The sequence below is a fragment of the Peribacillus psychrosaccharolyticus ATCC 23296 genome, assembly GCF_000305495.1.
GTDB classification, from domain to species: domain Bacteria; phylum Bacillota; class Bacilli; order Bacillales; family DSM-1321; genus Peribacillus; species Peribacillus psychrosaccharolyticus.
In genome coordinates this window covers 1-15,168 of sequence record NZ_AJTN02000030.1, presented here as the reverse complement: position 1 = coordinate 15,168, position 15,168 = coordinate 1, and the positions used below count along the sequence as shown (strand labels likewise).

Genomic DNA, 15,168 nt, shown 5'->3' with positions numbered 1-15,168 from the left:
GCTTTTTTAATGTACTTCCAAAAGGTTCCGTATTTAGCTGGGATTCGTTGGACGACTTGTTTCAATGCAAGGCGCTTCATCTGAAATTCTACTTCATTTTTAGTCATATCATAAACCACTTCAATCTCTTTTGTTGCAACAAATTGAAAGGACTCCATGAATTCTTCGAGCTTAGGACGCTTACTCGGTTCTGGAAGTGTCCCAAGCATTTCTTCGATGATATTCACGTAGATACTATATGGATATGCGCCAGACACTTTAATGCCTTCTTCTTCAATGTTTTGATTAAAAAAAACGAGGGAAGGGATCTCACTGACTTCCATTTCAGATGTAATCTTTAAATCACATTGAAAGCCTCTTGCGGCACTCGTTGAATGGATGTCATCGAGGAATTCAGTAACATCAAGGCCAACTTGACGAGCGCATTCTGTTAAAACATCTATATTAGAAATATCTTGCTTATTTACAAATAAAAATTCTTGGAGCTTACGTAGGAAACGTGTTGCAAGCCTTTTTCCTTGAAGCTCGGCAGCCTTAATCGCAATAGAGGCTGCAAAAGGGGATGAAATCGGATTATCTTCCCAAATCGATCCATCACAGGACATGCCGGAACGGCTTGCAGTTTTTTCCCAAACTTGAGCTATGTTTTCAAAATTTTTATTTTTTCCGTTATTAAGTGAAGCGAGTTTTCCGCTAATTACATGCCTAATACTGAATAAATGTCCATATTCAATGTGCAGTTTCTTAAGTACCGGTTCCATGGCCCAGCATTCTGGACACAAAGGATCAATAAAAACATAAATTTCTATTGGTTTTTTTCCTGCATAGGAATGCTGCGAGGTAATCCAATCAGAAACAAAGAAAACTGGTTTTTGAGCGCTCAAATTTCTACTCCTTTCTCGTCCGTCTCGGAAGAATTAATCATATGTTGTGCGGTCAAATCGAGACGATGAAAGAAAAATTCCCGCAGATCTCCTTCAAGACCTACTTCATCCATGGCTTTGCTCATACAATGCAACCATGCCTCTGCCCGTCTAGGTGTAATTTCAAATGGGATATGACGAGCACGTAACATCGGGTGACCGTGTTCTTCTGTGTAAAGAGAAGGACCTCCAAGATACTGCGTCATAAATTGTTTTTGTTTACGAATCGTTTCGGTAAAATCATCTGGAAATATCGGCATCAAATCCGGATGTTGGCTTACATTGGAGTAAAATACATCGATTAATTTGTGTAAAAGCCCTTCTCCAATGGCTTCATATGGTGTAGGGTTTCCTTGCTCCATGCTGTTTACTCCTTTATGTTTCCATAGTCTGTATTGTTATTTTAACAATGCCTTTGCAATATAACAAATATCTAGCTTGATGAAATTATGTATTCTGTACTAGGACAAGCGAAGGACAGAAAAAATCCCATGACCAATGGCGAGAGAAGCAGCGACAATTGGCATGGGAGAATTATATAGATTAACTTAAGTAGGTGGACATTACCTTCTGTACATATTGACTGGTTTCTTTAAAGGGAGGAATTCCGCCATATTTATCGACATTTCCTGGTCCCGCATTATAAGCAGCCAGGGCAAGTTCTGTATTGCCGTTATAACGTTTCATCATCTGGCTGAGGTATTTAGTGCCGCCCATAATGTTTTCGGCTGGATCAAGAATGTTAGTAACGCCAAGCCCTTTTGCGGTTGCAGGCATCAGCTGCATCAGTCCGGAAGCTCCTGCATAGCTAGTTGCTTGTGCGTTAAAATTTGATTCCTGTTTAATGACAGATTTTATTAACTTTTCGGGCAGCTGGTATAATGTGGCTGCATCACTAATGATTTGGTCATAGCCAGTACTTTTTCCTGCTGCAGGCAAGGAAGAAACCGCAGCCGTAGAAGAAAAAGGTAATTGCTGGTTCATGGAAGATGAGTTTGTCAAATCCACAGCGGCTATAATTTGACTTAGGACATTACCAAGAGGTTTAGATTGCGTGTCAGCGTCTTCCTCGCCGGTAAGGACGGTTGACAGCATTTCTTGAAAGAGATTGGCTGTAGAAGCGTTTTGAGCTTTATTTGGGCTGTTCAGTCCTTGTAGGGCCTGTAATTCTAGTATGGATGTAAAATCCTGTATCTTCAAAAAGGTTCACCTCATGACATTATAAACAGGAAATGAATCCATCATTGTCCTTGTTTAGCACGATAAAAGCGCTTAACCTTATTTTCGGTTTCACGTACAGGAATCTTAAGACTTTTTAGAAGTTGCAGGAATATTTTTTTACCTTCGACCGCATCAGATACTTCATATTCTATTTCATAATCCTCCGTATTAATATAAGCACTATGGTCGAGTACGATGAGTCCACCTTCATACTGGAATTCAGTACGATTGGTCATAAGTGTACCAAAAAAGCGAATCGAATCTGAGGGGATATTTAACTTGTTTTCAAGCAGACGACTGATCACGCCTTCTGGAAAAATACCGTCTTCAAGAAAGCTTTCCGCTTCTGTACGTGTTATAGGCTGAGTGGTTTCTAATAAACCAGTATCAGCAGGCTCTTTTAAAGTTAATTCATATTCGCCGTTTCTTTGACGAATGCGCAGTGCAGAATTTTTTTCTTTTAAAGAAAATGTTTCTGTGTCGCAATAATGGTTGGATTGAAAGGCGAAACTGTTTTCTTTAACTTTGAAATGCTGGACGAGTTTGCGGAACTCCTGTTTTGTTAAAAGATTCTTAAATTCTATTTCAATATGCTGGTTCAAAATCATCTTCCTTTCATATGTATTTTATCTATTATCTCGTTGTTTTGCGTTTTCAGCAAATAAGAGCCTTGTTGTCTTATTTTATGTAATGGTTAGAGACCTGGAATTTAGCATGAGAAATTAGGTGAATTCTTGGGATTCCCTAAAACAATGTGATAAAATATAATCGTTAAACGTTGGGGGGCGATACGGGCTATGAGAACAAAAATACATATAAAAGAAGCTTCTATTCGAAACAATGAGCTGCTTCTACAACCAGACGAAATCTTTGAGGGATCAAACTATATAGCTAAAGAACAGGTGCTGGCTGATTCAGATCATCAAGCGTTTATTTATTTAATAGAAGAAAACGACGAATATACATATATTTCACTCCCAGAATCAATTTGGAGTTTCTTGTGTATTGCGATAAAGGAGAACTATCCTGTTTTCATTGCATCGGAAGAAACGAAATTTGAATTAAACGGGATAGTTGAAGAACTAATTGATTTGCTTGAAAATATTAAAGGAAACAGTAATTACGGTGAGGCCTTTACAGTAAAGGTTGAACAGGTGTTTACTGAATGCCGATGAGGCTGATTCCATTAAAATAGGTCAAGGGGTGCGGAAATGGAACAGTGGAATGATTTTTTGGCTCCTTATAAGCAAGCTATTGAGGAGTTAAAGGTGAAATTAAAAGGGATGCGGACAGAATTTGATCGCGATCATGTCCATTCTCCGATTGAATTTGTAACTGGCCGAGTAAAACCAATCGTGAGTATTCTAGATAAAGCTGTTCAGAAGAACATTCCACTCGATAAATTGGATACAGAAATGCAGGATATCGCAGGGTTAAGAATGATGTGTCAATTTGTCGATGATATAAGAAAAGTTGTGGAGCTGCTCAGACTTAGGAATGACTTCGAAATTGTCGAGGAGCGAGACTATATTTCGCATAAAAAGGTAAGCGGATATCGGTCTTATCATGTTGTGATTCGGTACCCCGTTCAAACGATTCATGGAGAAAAGAAATTGCTCGCAGAAATTCAAATACGTACACTTTCGATGAATTTTTGGGCAACTATTGAGCATTCTTTGAGTTATAAATACCGGGGAGATTTTCCAGAGGATATACAGAATCGTCTGCAGCGCGCAGCTGAGGCTGCTTATTTGCTCGATGAGGAAATGTCGCAAATTCGAATTGAAATTCAAGAAGCACAGCGAATCTTTTCTAGAAAAAAGGACACACAGAATCATTAAATAAAAACTAGGGTGGGATCATATGAAATTTGCTGTAACCTCTAAAGGGGACTCCAAATCGAATAGTTTAATGCATAAGGTTCGTACCTATCTTCAGGATTTTAATTTGGAATACGATGAAGACCAGCCGGATATCGTCGTCTCCATCGGTGGTGATGGAACCCTGTTATATGCCTTTCACCGATATAAAAAACGACTGGATAAAACGGCATTTGTCGGCGTTCATACCGGTCATCTAGGTTTTTATGCAGATTGGACGCCTGATGAAGTCGAAAAGCTAGTCATTGCGATTGCGAAAACACCGTTTCAAGTAGTGGAATATCCGCTTCTTGAAGTAATAGTCCGTTACCAGCATGGGGGACGTGAATCCCGTTTTCTGGCTTTAAACGAATCCACCGTTAAAAGTGTGGAAGGAACGTTAGTTATGGATGTGGAGATGCGAGGAGAGCATTTTGAAACGTTTAGAGGGGATGGTCTATGCGTATCCACACCTTCAGGAAGCACGGCGTATAATAAAGCGCTTGGTGGTGCAATTATTCACCCAACCATTGATTCTATCCAGCTTTCTGAGATGGCTTCAATAAATAATCGTGTATTTCGTACGGTTGGATCTCCCCTTGTGTTACCAGCGCATCATACATGCTTGCTGCGCCCAGTTAATAATGTTGATTTTCAAATTACGATTGATCATTTGTCCTTGCTTCATGAGGATGTTAAATCCATTCAATTTTTGGTGGCTCCAGAAAAAATTCGATTTGCTCGTTTCAGGCCTTTTCCCTTCTGGAAACGCGTCCATGATTCATTTATCGCAAACTAAGGAGATTGGAATAAGTGTCTACTAACAATGAATCGAAACAGTTTAGACTTTCATGGACTGTAGAAAGTAAGGATGAAGGCAAGCTGCTCAGAAACTTTCTCAATGAACATAAGATTTCCAAAAAAGGGCTGACTTCGATTAAGTATCGCGGCGGCGAACTATCTGTGAACGGAAAGGTTGTGACTGTCCGTTATCCACTGCATGAAGGAGATATCGTAGAGGTTGTTTTTCCGCTCGAGGAAATCAGCTTAGGGTTGATTCCTGAGAAGCTGCCGCTTGTCATTCGGTATGAAGATGAATCAATTATTATCTTGGCCAAGCCTGCCTATCAAAGTACTATTCCTTCGCGAGAGCGTCCCAGGGGAAGTTTGGCAAATGCATTAGCGGGGTACTACGAATCGAAAGATGTCGCTTCTACTGTTCATGTGGTAACGAGGCTTGACCGAAATACATCAGGTCTTGTTTTAATTGCGAAGCACAGTCATATTCATCATTTACTGAGTGCTCAGCAAAAAGCGGGGCTAATCACCCGCACATACCAGGCGATTGCGGAAGGGCAGCTGGAGGAGGAGAGCGGCCGAATTGAGGCACCAATCGGCCGTAATCCAGAAAGTATTATTACCCGTATGGTAAGAGAAGATGGTAAATATGCTTGTACGCTATACCGGGTTATTCAGTCTTCACCAATAATAAGTTATCTTGAACTCCAGCTTTTAACAGGACGGACGCATCAAATTCGAGTTCATATGGCTCATATTGGTCATCCGCTTGCAGGTGATGATTTGTATGGAGGCACGACCACCTTAATTCCACGACAAGCGCTTCATTGTGCGAAGATAGAATTTACACATCCCCTTACTGGTGATAGAATGACCTTCGAAGAACCAGCACCTGGAGATTTTCAAGAGTTATTAAATAGGTAAACTAGCCTGAAATGAGGCAGTAAAAAGGCTGATTTCTTAATAAAAGAAATCGGCCTTTTGTTTTTAAACTGTAAATTCAGTCTTGAATTTCTCAGGGAGATAAGGCATTGAGGAAGGTGTGGAAACTAGTTCAAACTCTGGATAGCGCAGAGCAGTCAGTTTGCCTCCAAATACACAGCCAGTATCAATATTAATGGTATGGTTCACGATTCTTGCTTCTTTTACAGGCGTGTGTCCATAGACAATCCATGGTTCACCATGATAGGATTGTGCCCAATCACGTCTTACGGGAGAGCCATCTGGGTGCTTGGCACCAGAAATATCTCCATACAAAACGAAGGTTTTTACTTTAGCTCCGGTTTTACCAATATAATCTCCTCGTATACCAGCATGGGCAATATATAAGCTACCGTTATCCAACGTATGGTATAAAGGCGATTGGTCATATAAAGTAAGAAATTGCTTTTTAATCTTCTTCTGTTGATCAATCGGCAGTTTTTCATATTCCGCAACCGTTGTTTCGAGACCGTGAGATTGCTGAACTTTGTTGCCAAGAAAGTAACGGTAAAGCTTGTTGCAATGGTTACCTGGACAATAATACGCATGGTTACCTTGGACAAGCTCATATACGGTTTGTACGACTTCAAGAGATTGTGGCCCACGGTCTGTGAGGTCTCCGACAAAGCCTAATTTTCTGCTGTTTGGATGAATAGGATACCCTTTTTCCCATGAGTAGCCTAATTGTTTCGTTAATTGGGTAAATTCATTATAACAGCCGTGAATGTCACCAATAATATCGATATGCATAGTTCACATCCTTACATTTTACTTTATCTTATTATCTACCATGCAGCTACTTTACATGAAAGGAAAGAATTTATCACTAATATGGAAGGGGGCTAACGCATGACAGCACCTATGGAGGAAGAAAACCTTCAACGAGTGAAAATGACGGAAGCCTTATATACAGACAATCTACAAGGATTCCGAGACGAATTTATTGAGCTTCATCCTTATGATCAAGCTCTCTTTTATTCAAGTCTGGAGAAGGAACTTCGATCAAAGGTTTATCTGTTTCTGTCACCTGAAGAAATGGCAACCATATTTGAACACATTGAAAATGAGGAAGCTGAATATGAAAACCTGCTGTCTGAAATGGTTCCAGCTTATGCAGCAGATATGCTTTCAGAAATGTATGCCGATGATGCAGCGGATGTTTTAAACGAGCTGGGTCAGGAACAGGCAGGAAGCTACTTGACCATTATGGATCATGATTCGGCCGTTGAATTAAAAGAGTTACTGAGCTATGAAGAATACACAGCGGGCAGTATTATGACCACTGAATTCGTAGCCATTGAAGCGAACCAAACAGCGCGTTCTGCGATGTATATACTGAAAAAAGAAGCTCCGCAAGCGGAGATGATTTATTACCTTTATGTGATTGATGATCAGTCGAAGCTTGTTGGTGTCTTGACACTTCGCGATTTAATCGTTGCAGATGACGAAACAATGATTGCTGATATTATGCAAGATCGAATACAATTTGTTTCGGTAACGGAAGATCAGGAAAATGTCGCACGTACTATGCGGGATTATAATTTCCTTGCTGTGCCTGTAGTTGATTTTGAACAGCGTCTATTAGGGATTATTACAGTTGATGATATTATGGACGTCATGGAAGAAGAAGCTTCGGATGATTACTCAAAGCTGGCTGGTGTATCAGATTTAGACAGAGTGGAAAAAAATTCGTTCACTGCTGCGAGTAAAAGGCTTCCATGGCTGATTATCTTGTTGTTCCTGGGTATGTTTACTGCTAGTTTAATCGGCAAATTCGAAGAAACGCTTAGTCAAAAAGCAATTCTAGCTGTATTTATACCGCTTATTGGGGGGATGGCCGGAAACACCGGTACACAGGCTTTGGCAGTTGCTGTAAGGGGAATTGCAACGGGTGACTTAGAGAATGAGAGTAAGTGGAAGCTGATTATCCGTGAAGCTGGAACTGGATTAATTACAGGGTCTATCTGTGGTATTTTGATTACAGTTATTATTTTCTTTTGGCAGCACGATTTACTGTTGGGTCTACTTGTTGGAATCTCCATTTTTTTTACGTTGATTATTGCAACATTGGCAGGATCATTGATTCCGCTTGTGATGCATAAAATGAATATTGATCCAGCTGTAGCTTCAGGACCGTTTATTACGACGATTAATGACATTATTAGTATTTTAATATATTTCGGATTGGCAACGATGTTTATGAGTTATTTACTTTAGACGCATGTTGAAAGATGCTTTCCATGATTCCAAAGATTTGTTATACTTTTATTACTAGGTACTAATAACTCGTATCAATCAGGAGGACTAATTAATGACTCTTTCATTACAAGGTAAGACATTTGTCGTTATGGGCGTAGCCAATAAACGCAGCATTGCTTGGGGAGTAGCCCGCTCCCTGCATGCATTTGGAGCTAAAGTAATTTTTACATATGGCCGGGACCGGACAGAGCGCAGTGTGCGGGAATTAGCTGCTACACTTGATGACAATGCACTCGTCCTACAATGTGATGTCACAAAGGATGAAGATATTGAAGCGTGTTTTGCTTCTATCAAGCAACAGGTCGGGATCATTCATGGAGTTGCACACTGCGTGGCGTTTGCCAATAAGGAAGAGCTCAATGGCGAGTATATGAATGTAACGCGTGAAGGGTTCATGCTTGCACATAACATTAGTTCTTATTCATTAACGGCCGTAGCCAAAGCAGCAAAAGACCTTATGACTGAAGGCGGCAGTATTATTACAATGTCTTATCTTGGCGGCGAACGCGTTCTGCCTAATTATAATATTATGGGAGTAGCAAAAGCATCGCTTGAAATGAGCGTCCGCTACCTGGCCAACGATCTAGGACCGTTAGGAATTCGTGTGAATTCAATTTCAGCGGGTCCTATACGAACATTGTCAGCCAAAGGAGTCAGTGATTTTAATTCAATTCTCCATCAGATTGAAGAAGAAGCACCGCTTCGCAGAACAACTACACCAGAAGAAGTAGGCGATACCGCTGTATTCCTTTTCAGTGAGATGGCTAGAGGCATAACTGGAGAAAATCTGCATGTGGATTCCGGCTATCATATTATGGGGTAAAGGAAAAAGCTCAAGAAGGCCAAGAGAGGTAGGCTGTTCTTGAGCTTTTTTTATTCAAAAACAGGTGTTAATTTATCTTTTCCTGAGTTTTGAAGGGTGACGTTAATCTCTATTGATTCGATTAGATCTTTCGTTAAGGGAATGCGCCCGTCCTTTTCGATTTTTTTCCACGTTTTATTATGCTTTCGATATAGTACCTCGGATAAATGGAACACATCAACCCCTTTGCTGGCCCCATATTTATAGCTGGTTTTGATTTCATTCTTTAACACTTTTTTAATTTCTTTCTCAAAATCTTTCATCTTGGTTGATTGTTTCACTAATTCAATATTTGCTTTAAGCTTTAATTTAATCTTGAATTTGACTTCATCGCCTTTTACTATTGGAATGATTTTTTCTTTTTTATCATAAACGACCGCTGTAATGACTTTATCTGTACCTTTAAAAAGGTCAATATTATCGCGAGTAAAATCTTTAAATATAAGCCTGGTTCCGCCAATTTTATCTTTTGGAAATATGCCATAATATTTGTTTTTTGAGACTACCGCTACATCCTCAATTAACAAATTTTTTCTTGCCTCTTTTTCTCCAAACCATTGTTTCGTTATTTTAATAACGGGGAGGGCAGCTACATGACTTGGTTCATCAAGTTTAATAATGATTTCTCTTAAATCGAGTGGCTGAATTAATGAACTCTGTTTAAAGTTCCCCTCTGGGTCACTTAGCTTAGAGAAAGCCATTGAAACGCTCTCTATTGGACCAATTGTCATCGTGTCTTTAAGTGATTCTTTGGTTGCGTAATAAAATATTCTATACCTCGTCTCGCGGTAACGATCGAGAAAATCAGTAGCGGGTCGTAATAAGTCATGTTTTAAAGCGTTTTCTGAAAAAATGATAAACGATAAATGTCCCCAATATATTCGCCGATCTGAAGTGTGGTATAAGTTAAAAATTGCTTCATCAATTGTTTTACCAGTAGCACGGCCGACGTCTACTCGGTTTGGGACTGAACTTCCGCCTTCTGTTTTGGCTAGCCCGCTCATATTCACTATTTGTAAAAAGACGACAATCTTACCATCTTTATAATCTATGCCTATCCCTGTCGTATAAACAAGACGCTCGGGCTCAGTTGTATCCCAACAGCCTGTAAGAATCAAGGTACAAAGAATGATGGATAGGTATTTAGCTGGTTTTTTCACTGTTCACCGCCCCCCTGAGGCCTTTTATCTTCGGGGTCAAACATAGAAGGCCTACTTTTAATCTGCTTTGCAGGCAGCCGAAGCATTCCTTTAATAAATTTTTGAGGTTTATATTAGCTGTAAGATCCAAGTAAGGAATGCCAAATGTCCGCATATTGCTTAAATGAATCAAAATAAATAGAAGTGAAAAGAAGTAACCGAATAAGCCTAAGAAGGAGGCAAACAAGATAGATAGCAGCCTCAGAACACTTATTGCCCCAATTAACGACTGATTGACAAGGGTAAATGTAGCGACAATAGAGCCGGAAATGACGACAAGCATAGCCGGGCTTGTTAGTCCAGAACGGATGGCGGCATCACCAATAATCAGGCCGCCGAGCACGCTTAAGGTGGTTCCAATGCTTGGCGGAAGGCGCATGCCAGCTTCCCGGAATATCTCAAACATGATGACCATCACAATTGCCTCTAATGAGGAAGGAAGCGGGAGACCTCGTCTAGCCTCTACAACGGTAGCTAGTAAGATGAGTGGGATTTGGTCTTGGTGAAAGGTAGTCACTGCCACCCAAAAACCCGGCAATAGAGCGGCCACAAAGAAACCGAAGATTCTAAGTAACCGTTCAAATGAGGCGAAAGCGCTGTTATACTCATTATCTTCTCCCGTTTTTAAAAGTAAAAATAAGTTGGCAGGAGTGATGATTGCATAGGAAATGCCATCAATTAATAGGATAATCCTTCCTTTTAATAGCGATTGAACAGCAGTATCCGGTCTGCCGGTATAATCATATCTGGGAAATAAAGGAGCGGGCTTTTCAATCAATTCCATCAGCTGATTACCGCTGTATATACCATCTACATCAATCTGTTTAATTTTTTCTATAATCCCTTTCACAATATCTGGATTTGCTGCATCCTTTACATATAAGAGTGAAACCTTTGTTAAAGAACGTCGACCTACTTCAAACTGTTCGTTTTGTAACGATTTAGAACGCAGTCTTTTTCGAATTAAAGCAGAATTGATAATAACATCTTCTATGAAATTATCTCTTGGCCCCTTTATAGTGGTTTCGGTTGCCGTTTCTTCAGGCGTACGCTGAGGCCGATTGGAAATGCCAACAGAAAAAAGCTGATTATAGCCATGGAAAAGGATAATCGCTTTACCAGAAAAAATATCGCTGATTAGATCCCCCTCATTATGAACTTCCTTAATAATGGGTAAGTGAAGAGAATGCAAAATAGTGTCCGGTGACGGTAAAACGTCTGGGAATTTATTGAAAAAAGTTTCTAACCGTTCAAAGACGAGACGATTTAAGGACTCTGTATCAACTAGTCCTTCACAAGCGGTAATGGTAACGTTTATTGGTTGGGCTGTTCTAAAGGTATAAGATTCAAAAAATACATCTGCTGATTCGGCAAATAACTGTCTAAGATAGCCTTCATTAGGAGAAAAATCTGAAGTCTTACTTGATTTATTACTTGGAATTGTAGGTCTCTTTTTTGTTTTCTTGAACATATTGACTCCTCCTGCTTTTCTTGTTAGCTATGGCGGCAATTATGCCCAGAAAAATGGAGATGGCAAGGAAAAACCAAAACGTAAAAGGCATAAGAAATTCCCGGATAAATGAATAAAAGGTGATATCGCTCATTGGAATAAGGTTAGAAAGGATTAAAAAAACTGAAAAGCCTGCAAGTAGGGTGATTTTTTTCTTATTGCTTTTAAATGTAAAGGGCTCAGCTGACAAGAATAAAAAAAATGAGATCCTAATAAAGGCTCCTGTAATCCATTGGTAGATGGACAGAAAATCAAGATGCTCGATAAATCTCCCTAATGATACGAGTCCCCATTGTTCAAAGGCAGGGTATTTTTGACGTGCTGCTTCATAAGGGCCAAATTCAGTCAGCGATCCCATCAAAGGTCCTAAGATGAGTCCAGCTAAGATAACACTATTAATCAGAAAAAGTTTGGTGGTCATTTTTCCATGTACTTTTTGTTGGATGAAAAGAAGAACAATAAGTTCTATTAAACCAGATAAAGGGTAGATGGTTCCTGAAATAACTGGTTTAAAGCCATGCTCTAAAATCGGTTTTAAAAGTGTGTGATCTTTGTATTGGATATTGGCGAAGGCCACAAAAAAACCGAAAACAACGACTGCTGTCAGGACAAATGTATTAAGAATAACAATGGTTTGTATATTGGTTATGGCTAGTAAAAAACAAAGAATCGTAAATAAAATGATACATAAAAAGATTGGGGTGATCGGCAGATAAGATACTTTTGTCCATGAAATAAATTCTTTAAGAGTAACTGCAGCGAGTAACACGAATACCAAACTGACGATGATGGAAAAGAAACGCCCAAATAATTTACCTGTATGTTGTTCAACAAAATGAAAGATATTTTGATTGATGGTTTTTCTATGGATATAGCTGAGTAAAAAACACCAACACAGAATAATAGCCAGACCGATTCCGACAGACACCCAGCTGTCCCTTTTGGCAGCACCTAATAAATGCGGAATAACAGTGACATGATTTTTTAAACCAATCGCCGTAATAATCAGGAGTGATATTTGTAAGAGTGAAACTTTAGGCTGGTTATTCATTAGACAGCTCCCTATATAGTTACTTATCATTATCTTTTTCTAATAAAGGGAAATTTATTTCACTTATTTTTCATTAGAGGAACCGGAGAGAAACAGGAGAGTCATAAAAACGAGAATGAAAAATATAAATGACACATAGGGATGCATGAAAAAATGTGGATGAGGAGGGGCGCAGCATGTCAGAAAAGGAAAAGAAAATCAGCTCAAAGCCGCTTCTTTATATTGTTCAACCGAATATTTTAGAGCCGGAAATAGTAAATATGCAGAAGGAATTTAGAAGCAAAAAAACTAAGATAGATGATTTGAAAACAGAAGTAGATCAAGTGGAGACAACCGAGACAGCTCCTGAATACGAAGTGAAGGTCGAAAGTGAAGATAGGGAAGAGAAACAGAGGAAAGAACAGCAGCTCGAGCAGATGAAGCATGACTTTGGTGTCTATAAAGCAATGGATGAAATTCATGCCGAAATAGATTCTATCAAACAAATAACAGATCATTACTCACCGGAAGGTACGTCGATAATAAAAGAAAATATACCGGTGGCAAATGGCGGAGGTGTTCATGAAATAAAAAAGCTTGAACCAAAGTCTGATGAAGAGCTTCAAAGAAAGGCAGTAAGAAAAGCAGTGAAAGATCTTTTGCGTAAAACAGAGAAAGGGGTCACCCCTCTTTGTGAAGCAAAAATCAATGGACGAATTGTCCGGTTTCAACTTTTGGGAAAAAGAGGAGAATCCGTACAAATAAAAACAGGTTCGACAATACAAAATGTGCAAATAGTCGATCTTTCGGATTTTAAAATACTTTAAATGCATATGAAGGGGGCGGATTGTACAGGATGTTTCTGAAAGAAATCAGTTGGACGGTAATTACCATGCTCGGGCTTGCGTCATTTAGACTAACTCGAATTATCGTCTTCGATAAGATTACCTCTTTCTTACGTGCCCCGTTTTTTAATGAAATAGAAGAAACGAACGAAGCTGGAGAGATAGAAATTTATTTAATTCCGAAGGAGAAAGGATTTAAAGGCTGGGTTGGACAGCTCTTGAGCTGTTATTGGTGTACAGGTATTTGGGTCAGTCTCTTTATAGGCTATGTATATACGCTAGAGCTCCCAGTCGGAGAATTCTTTATTATTATTCTGGCGATTGCTGCAATAGGATCACTTATTGAAACAATCGTGTCTCACCTCTTAGGCTAGTGTATCAAGCAAGAAAGGAGCAATAAACATATTCTAATCATATATTCCATATAAAAGGAGTGTATAAAATGGATAGGAACATGAATCAGCGGTATCAACAGCCATATCAACAGCAGCAACAGCCGAGTTATGCGTACCCGAGACCAGTTAAGAAAAGTAATTCAAAAGTAAAGAAAGATTGTGGGTGCAATAAAGGTGGATATAGAAGATAGTTTTGGGAAGCTAGGCTCAATTATGAGTCCAGCTTTTTTTATTTATCCATAGCAAGTGCATGGCCACGTGTAAACATGAAGACTGCATGGCTGCTTTGTCCAAGCCGATGGGATAAGAGCAGAGGAAATAGGCTGCATCGAGTAGGACATAGCCTGCACATAACGACAAAAATTTCATATCTTAACAGGGAGCTAAGCATAAAGCGAGGTGAAAAATATGTTTGGATTATGTGGAGGAAACAACTCTTGCGGCGGTGGTTATGGCGGCGGATATAGCAATGGCTATGGCGGCGGCGGGTATAGCAGCGGAGGATACAGCAGCACGTTTGTATTAATCGTCGTTTTATTTATCTTGTTAATAATTGTCGGCGCATCATTCTGCTAAGTACTCAATGGAATAGGCGGCAGGCCTATTCCATTTTTACTTAATCATATACGATGATTACTTTCTTATTTCTGGCAGTTAGTAATTCTTCCTGAATCGAAGAGCTGGGAATGTGATCTTGATATCTTGTTAAGAAAACAAGACGATCAAACTTAGGAATGGCGGGCACTTCCTGCAAAACTGGCAGTACATAAGTAGGCTTTTTCCAATACCGTCCAGGGGAGGACTGAAAAGAATGATCCCAACCATCTTCGGGATTGAATTCGGTCAATGCAGTAAACTGTATGTCGCCGTGAGAGGTTTTTGCAATTGAATTCTGTAAGAACAGGAAACAGAAAGTATTAGCATATTGGACTGAGTGGATCATGGTGTAAGGAATGTAAATCCATCTAAGTTCGCTGTTTATCACGATCCCTTTCTTAAGAACCTTTGTGATTATACCAGGAATACCTTGGGGAGAGCTCATAGTCTTATTGTTTATTGAATCGATTGTTGCACCTCCTAATCAAACGTTTTTTTACACTATATTCAATAAACAGAAAAAGGTAAGCAATGAATGGAAAAATTCAAAAATTTCCTTTAATGTTGGCTATGCACCCTTTGGATTTGGGTTCATAGAATAGGAATACAGAGAAGGAGGGCGAAGGATGGATAATAAATTCTTTAAAAATATGGAAAACAAGACTGGCGTCAATATGAAAGATGTATTC

General features: G+C 39.4%; 18 protein-coding genes. 10 read left to right on the top strand and 8 right to left on the bottom strand.

Translation table 11 applies throughout. The annotated features are described in order from the left end of the window. From WYK_RS03805 to WYK_RS03790, 4 genes are all read right to left on the bottom strand, one after another. Positions 1 to 884 (bottom strand): ClpXP adapter SpxH family protein (locus WYK_RS03805; protein WP_051387300.1); only part of this gene is annotated, 884 nt, incomplete at its 3' end. After that, complete coding sequence (locus WYK_RS03800; protein ID WP_040373272.1) at positions 881 to 1,285, bottom strand: globin domain-containing protein; 405 nt, start codon at positions 1,283 to 1,285, stop codon at positions 881 to 883. The genes WYK_RS03800 and WYK_RS03805, both read right to left, overlap by 4 nt. Before the next feature lie 181 nt (positions 1,286 to 1,466). Beyond that, on the bottom strand, positions 1,467 to 2,123 hold the full coding sequence (locus tag WYK_RS03795) for a lytic transglycosylase domain-containing protein (RefSeq protein ID WP_040373271.1): 657 nt from the start codon (positions 2,121 to 2,123) through the stop codon (positions 1,467 to 1,469). Between the two features lie 41 nt (positions 2,124 to 2,164). After that, positions 2,165 to 2,746: a CYTH domain-containing protein gene (locus WYK_RS03790; protein ID WP_040373270.1), complete on the bottom strand. Its 582-nt coding sequence runs from the start codon at positions 2,744 to 2,746 to the stop codon at positions 2,165 to 2,167. A 195-nt stretch (positions 2,747 to 2,941) separates the two neighbouring features. Here WYK_RS03790 and WYK_RS03785 point away from each other — a divergent pair, with 195 nt between their 5' ends. The 4 genes from WYK_RS03785 to WYK_RS03770 are packed head-to-tail and all read left to right on the top strand — an operon-like array spanning position 2,942 to position 5,725. After that, positions 2,942 to 3,319 carry a UPF0738 family protein gene (locus tag WYK_RS03785; protein WP_040373269.1) on the top strand — a complete coding sequence of 126 codons (378 nt, stop codon included), beginning with the start codon at positions 2,942 to 2,944 and terminating at the stop codon, positions 3,317 to 3,319. Between the two features lie 36 nt (positions 3,320 to 3,355). Further along, positions 3,356 to 3,985: a GTP pyrophosphokinase gene (locus tag WYK_RS03780; RefSeq protein ID WP_040373268.1), complete on the top strand. Its 630-nt coding sequence runs from the start codon at positions 3,356 to 3,358 to the stop codon at positions 3,983 to 3,985. 22 nt (positions 3,986 to 4,007) lie between these two features. Continuing rightward, positions 4,008 to 4,802 (top strand): NAD kinase, encoded by a 795-nt coding sequence (locus WYK_RS03775; protein ID WP_040373267.1) that lies wholly within the window; start codon positions 4,008 to 4,010, stop codon positions 4,800 to 4,802. Between the two features lie 14 nt (positions 4,803 to 4,816). Further along, positions 4,817 to 5,725, top strand: coding sequence for an RluA family pseudouridine synthase (locus tag WYK_RS03770; RefSeq protein ID WP_040373266.1), 909 nt, complete (start codon positions 4,817 to 4,819; stop codon positions 5,723 to 5,725). Between the two features lie 63 nt (positions 5,726 to 5,788). Here the strand turns inward: WYK_RS03770 and prpE are convergent, their stop codons facing one another. Then, a complete protein-coding gene (prpE, locus tag WYK_RS03765) occupies positions 5,789 to 6,532 on the bottom strand; it encodes a bis(5'-nucleosyl)-tetraphosphatase PrpE (RefSeq protein WP_040373265.1) in 744 nt (247 codons plus the stop codon). 99 nt (positions 6,533 to 6,631) lie between these two features. On the opposite strand from prpE, the gene mgtE reads away from it, so the two are divergent. Both mgtE and fabI read left to right on the top strand, forming a co-directional pair. Then, the gene (mgtE, locus tag WYK_RS03760; RefSeq protein ID WP_152526398.1) at positions 6,632 to 7,999 is read left to right on the top strand and encodes a magnesium transporter; all 1,368 of its coding nucleotides are present in this window, start codon (positions 6,632 to 6,634) and stop codon (positions 7,997 to 7,999) included. A 94-nt stretch (positions 8,000 to 8,093) separates the two neighbouring features. Next, on the top strand, positions 8,094 to 8,864 hold the full coding sequence (fabI, locus tag WYK_RS03755; RefSeq protein ID WP_040373264.1) for an enoyl-ACP reductase FabI: 771 nt from the start codon (positions 8,094 to 8,096) through the stop codon (positions 8,862 to 8,864). A gap of 50 nt (positions 8,865 to 8,914) precedes the next feature. On the opposite strand, the gene WYK_RS03750 is transcribed toward fabI, so the two are convergent. The 3 genes from WYK_RS03750 to WYK_RS03740 are packed head-to-tail and all read right to left on the bottom strand — an operon-like array spanning position 8,915 to position 12,663. Further along, positions 8,915 to 10,063, bottom strand: a complete 1,149-nt coding sequence (locus WYK_RS03750) for a Ger(x)C family spore germination protein (RefSeq protein WP_040373263.1) — start codon at positions 10,061 to 10,063, stop codon at positions 8,915 to 8,917. Next, complete coding sequence (locus WYK_RS03745) at positions 10,047 to 11,573, bottom strand: spore germination protein (RefSeq protein WP_235782430.1); 1,527 nt, start codon at positions 11,571 to 11,573, stop codon at positions 10,047 to 10,049. The genes WYK_RS03750 and WYK_RS03745 overlap by 17 nt, the downstream gene beginning before the upstream one ends. After that, entirely contained in the window at positions 11,533 to 12,663 is a 1,131-nt protein-coding gene (locus WYK_RS03740; protein ID WP_040373262.1) for a GerAB/ArcD/ProY family transporter, read from the bottom strand. The genes WYK_RS03745 and WYK_RS03740 overlap by 41 nt, the downstream gene beginning before the upstream one ends. A 176-nt stretch (positions 12,664 to 12,839) precedes the next feature. Between WYK_RS03740 and WYK_RS03735 the strand changes: the two genes are divergently transcribed. From WYK_RS03735 to WYK_RS23690, 4 genes are all read left to right on the top strand, one after another. Continuing rightward, a complete protein-coding gene (locus WYK_RS03735; RefSeq protein WP_040373261.1) occupies positions 12,840 to 13,469 on the top strand; it encodes a hypothetical protein in 630 nt (209 codons plus the stop codon). 29 nt (positions 13,470 to 13,498) lie between these two features. Then, positions 13,499 to 13,861, top strand: coding sequence for a DUF1360 domain-containing protein (locus tag WYK_RS03730; RefSeq protein WP_040373260.1), 363 nt, complete (start codon positions 13,499 to 13,501; stop codon positions 13,859 to 13,861). Positions 13,862 to 13,929: 68 nt separating this feature from the next. Further along, entirely contained in the window at positions 13,930 to 14,073 is a 144-nt protein-coding gene (locus tag WYK_RS24790) for a hypothetical protein (RefSeq protein WP_161629099.1), read from the top strand. A 217-nt stretch (positions 14,074 to 14,290) separates the two neighbouring features. Further along, positions 14,291 to 14,458: a YjcZ family sporulation protein gene (locus tag WYK_RS23690; protein ID WP_081704746.1), complete on the top strand. Its 168-nt coding sequence runs from the start codon at positions 14,291 to 14,293 to the stop codon at positions 14,456 to 14,458. Positions 14,459 to 15,168: the final 710 nt, after the last annotated feature.

What these genes read in the sequence shown, in the direction of transcription:
- WYK_RS03800 (WP_040373272.1), bottom strand. Translation starts at nt 1,285, where the DNA reads ATGGAGCAAGGAAACCCTACACCATATGAAGCCATTGGAGAAGGGCTT.
- WYK_RS03785 (WP_040373269.1), top strand. Translation starts at nt 2,942, where the DNA reads ATGAGAACAAAAATACATATAAAAGAAGCTTCTATTCGAAACAATGAG.
- WYK_RS03780 (WP_040373268.1), top strand. Translation starts at nt 3,356, where the DNA reads ATGGAACAGTGGAATGATTTTTTGGCTCCTTATAAGCAAGCTATTGAG.
- WYK_RS03775 (WP_040373267.1), top strand. Translation starts at nt 4,008, where the DNA reads ATGAAATTTGCTGTAACCTCTAAAGGGGACTCCAAATCGAATAGTTTA.
- prpE (WP_040373265.1), bottom strand. Translation starts at nt 6,532, where the DNA reads ATGCATATCGATATTATTGGTGACATTCACGGCTGTTATAATGAATTT.
- mgtE (WP_152526398.1), top strand. Translation starts at nt 6,632, where the DNA reads ATGACAGCACCTATGGAGGAAGAAAACCTTCAACGAGTGAAAATGACG.
- fabI (WP_040373264.1), top strand. Translation starts at nt 8,094, where the DNA reads ATGACTCTTTCATTACAAGGTAAGACATTTGTCGTTATGGGCGTAGCC.
- WYK_RS03745 (WP_235782430.1), bottom strand. Translation starts at nt 11,573, where the DNA reads ATGTTCAAGAAAACAAAAAAGAGACCTACAATTCCAAGTAATAAATCA.
- WYK_RS03740 (WP_040373262.1), bottom strand. Translation starts at nt 12,663, where the DNA reads ATGAATAACCAGCCTAAAGTTTCACTCTTACAAATATCACTCCTGATT.
- WYK_RS03735 (WP_040373261.1), top strand. Translation starts at nt 12,840, where the DNA reads ATGTCAGAAAAGGAAAAGAAAATCAGCTCAAAGCCGCTTCTTTATATT.
- WYK_RS03730 (WP_040373260.1), top strand. Translation starts at nt 13,499, where the DNA reads ATGTTTCTGAAAGAAATCAGTTGGACGGTAATTACCATGCTCGGGCTT.
- WYK_RS24790 (WP_161629099.1), top strand. Translation starts at nt 13,930, where the DNA reads ATGGATAGGAACATGAATCAGCGGTATCAACAGCCATATCAACAGCAG.
- WYK_RS23690 (WP_081704746.1), top strand. Translation starts at nt 14,291, where the DNA reads ATGTTTGGATTATGTGGAGGAAACAACTCTTGCGGCGGTGGTTATGGC.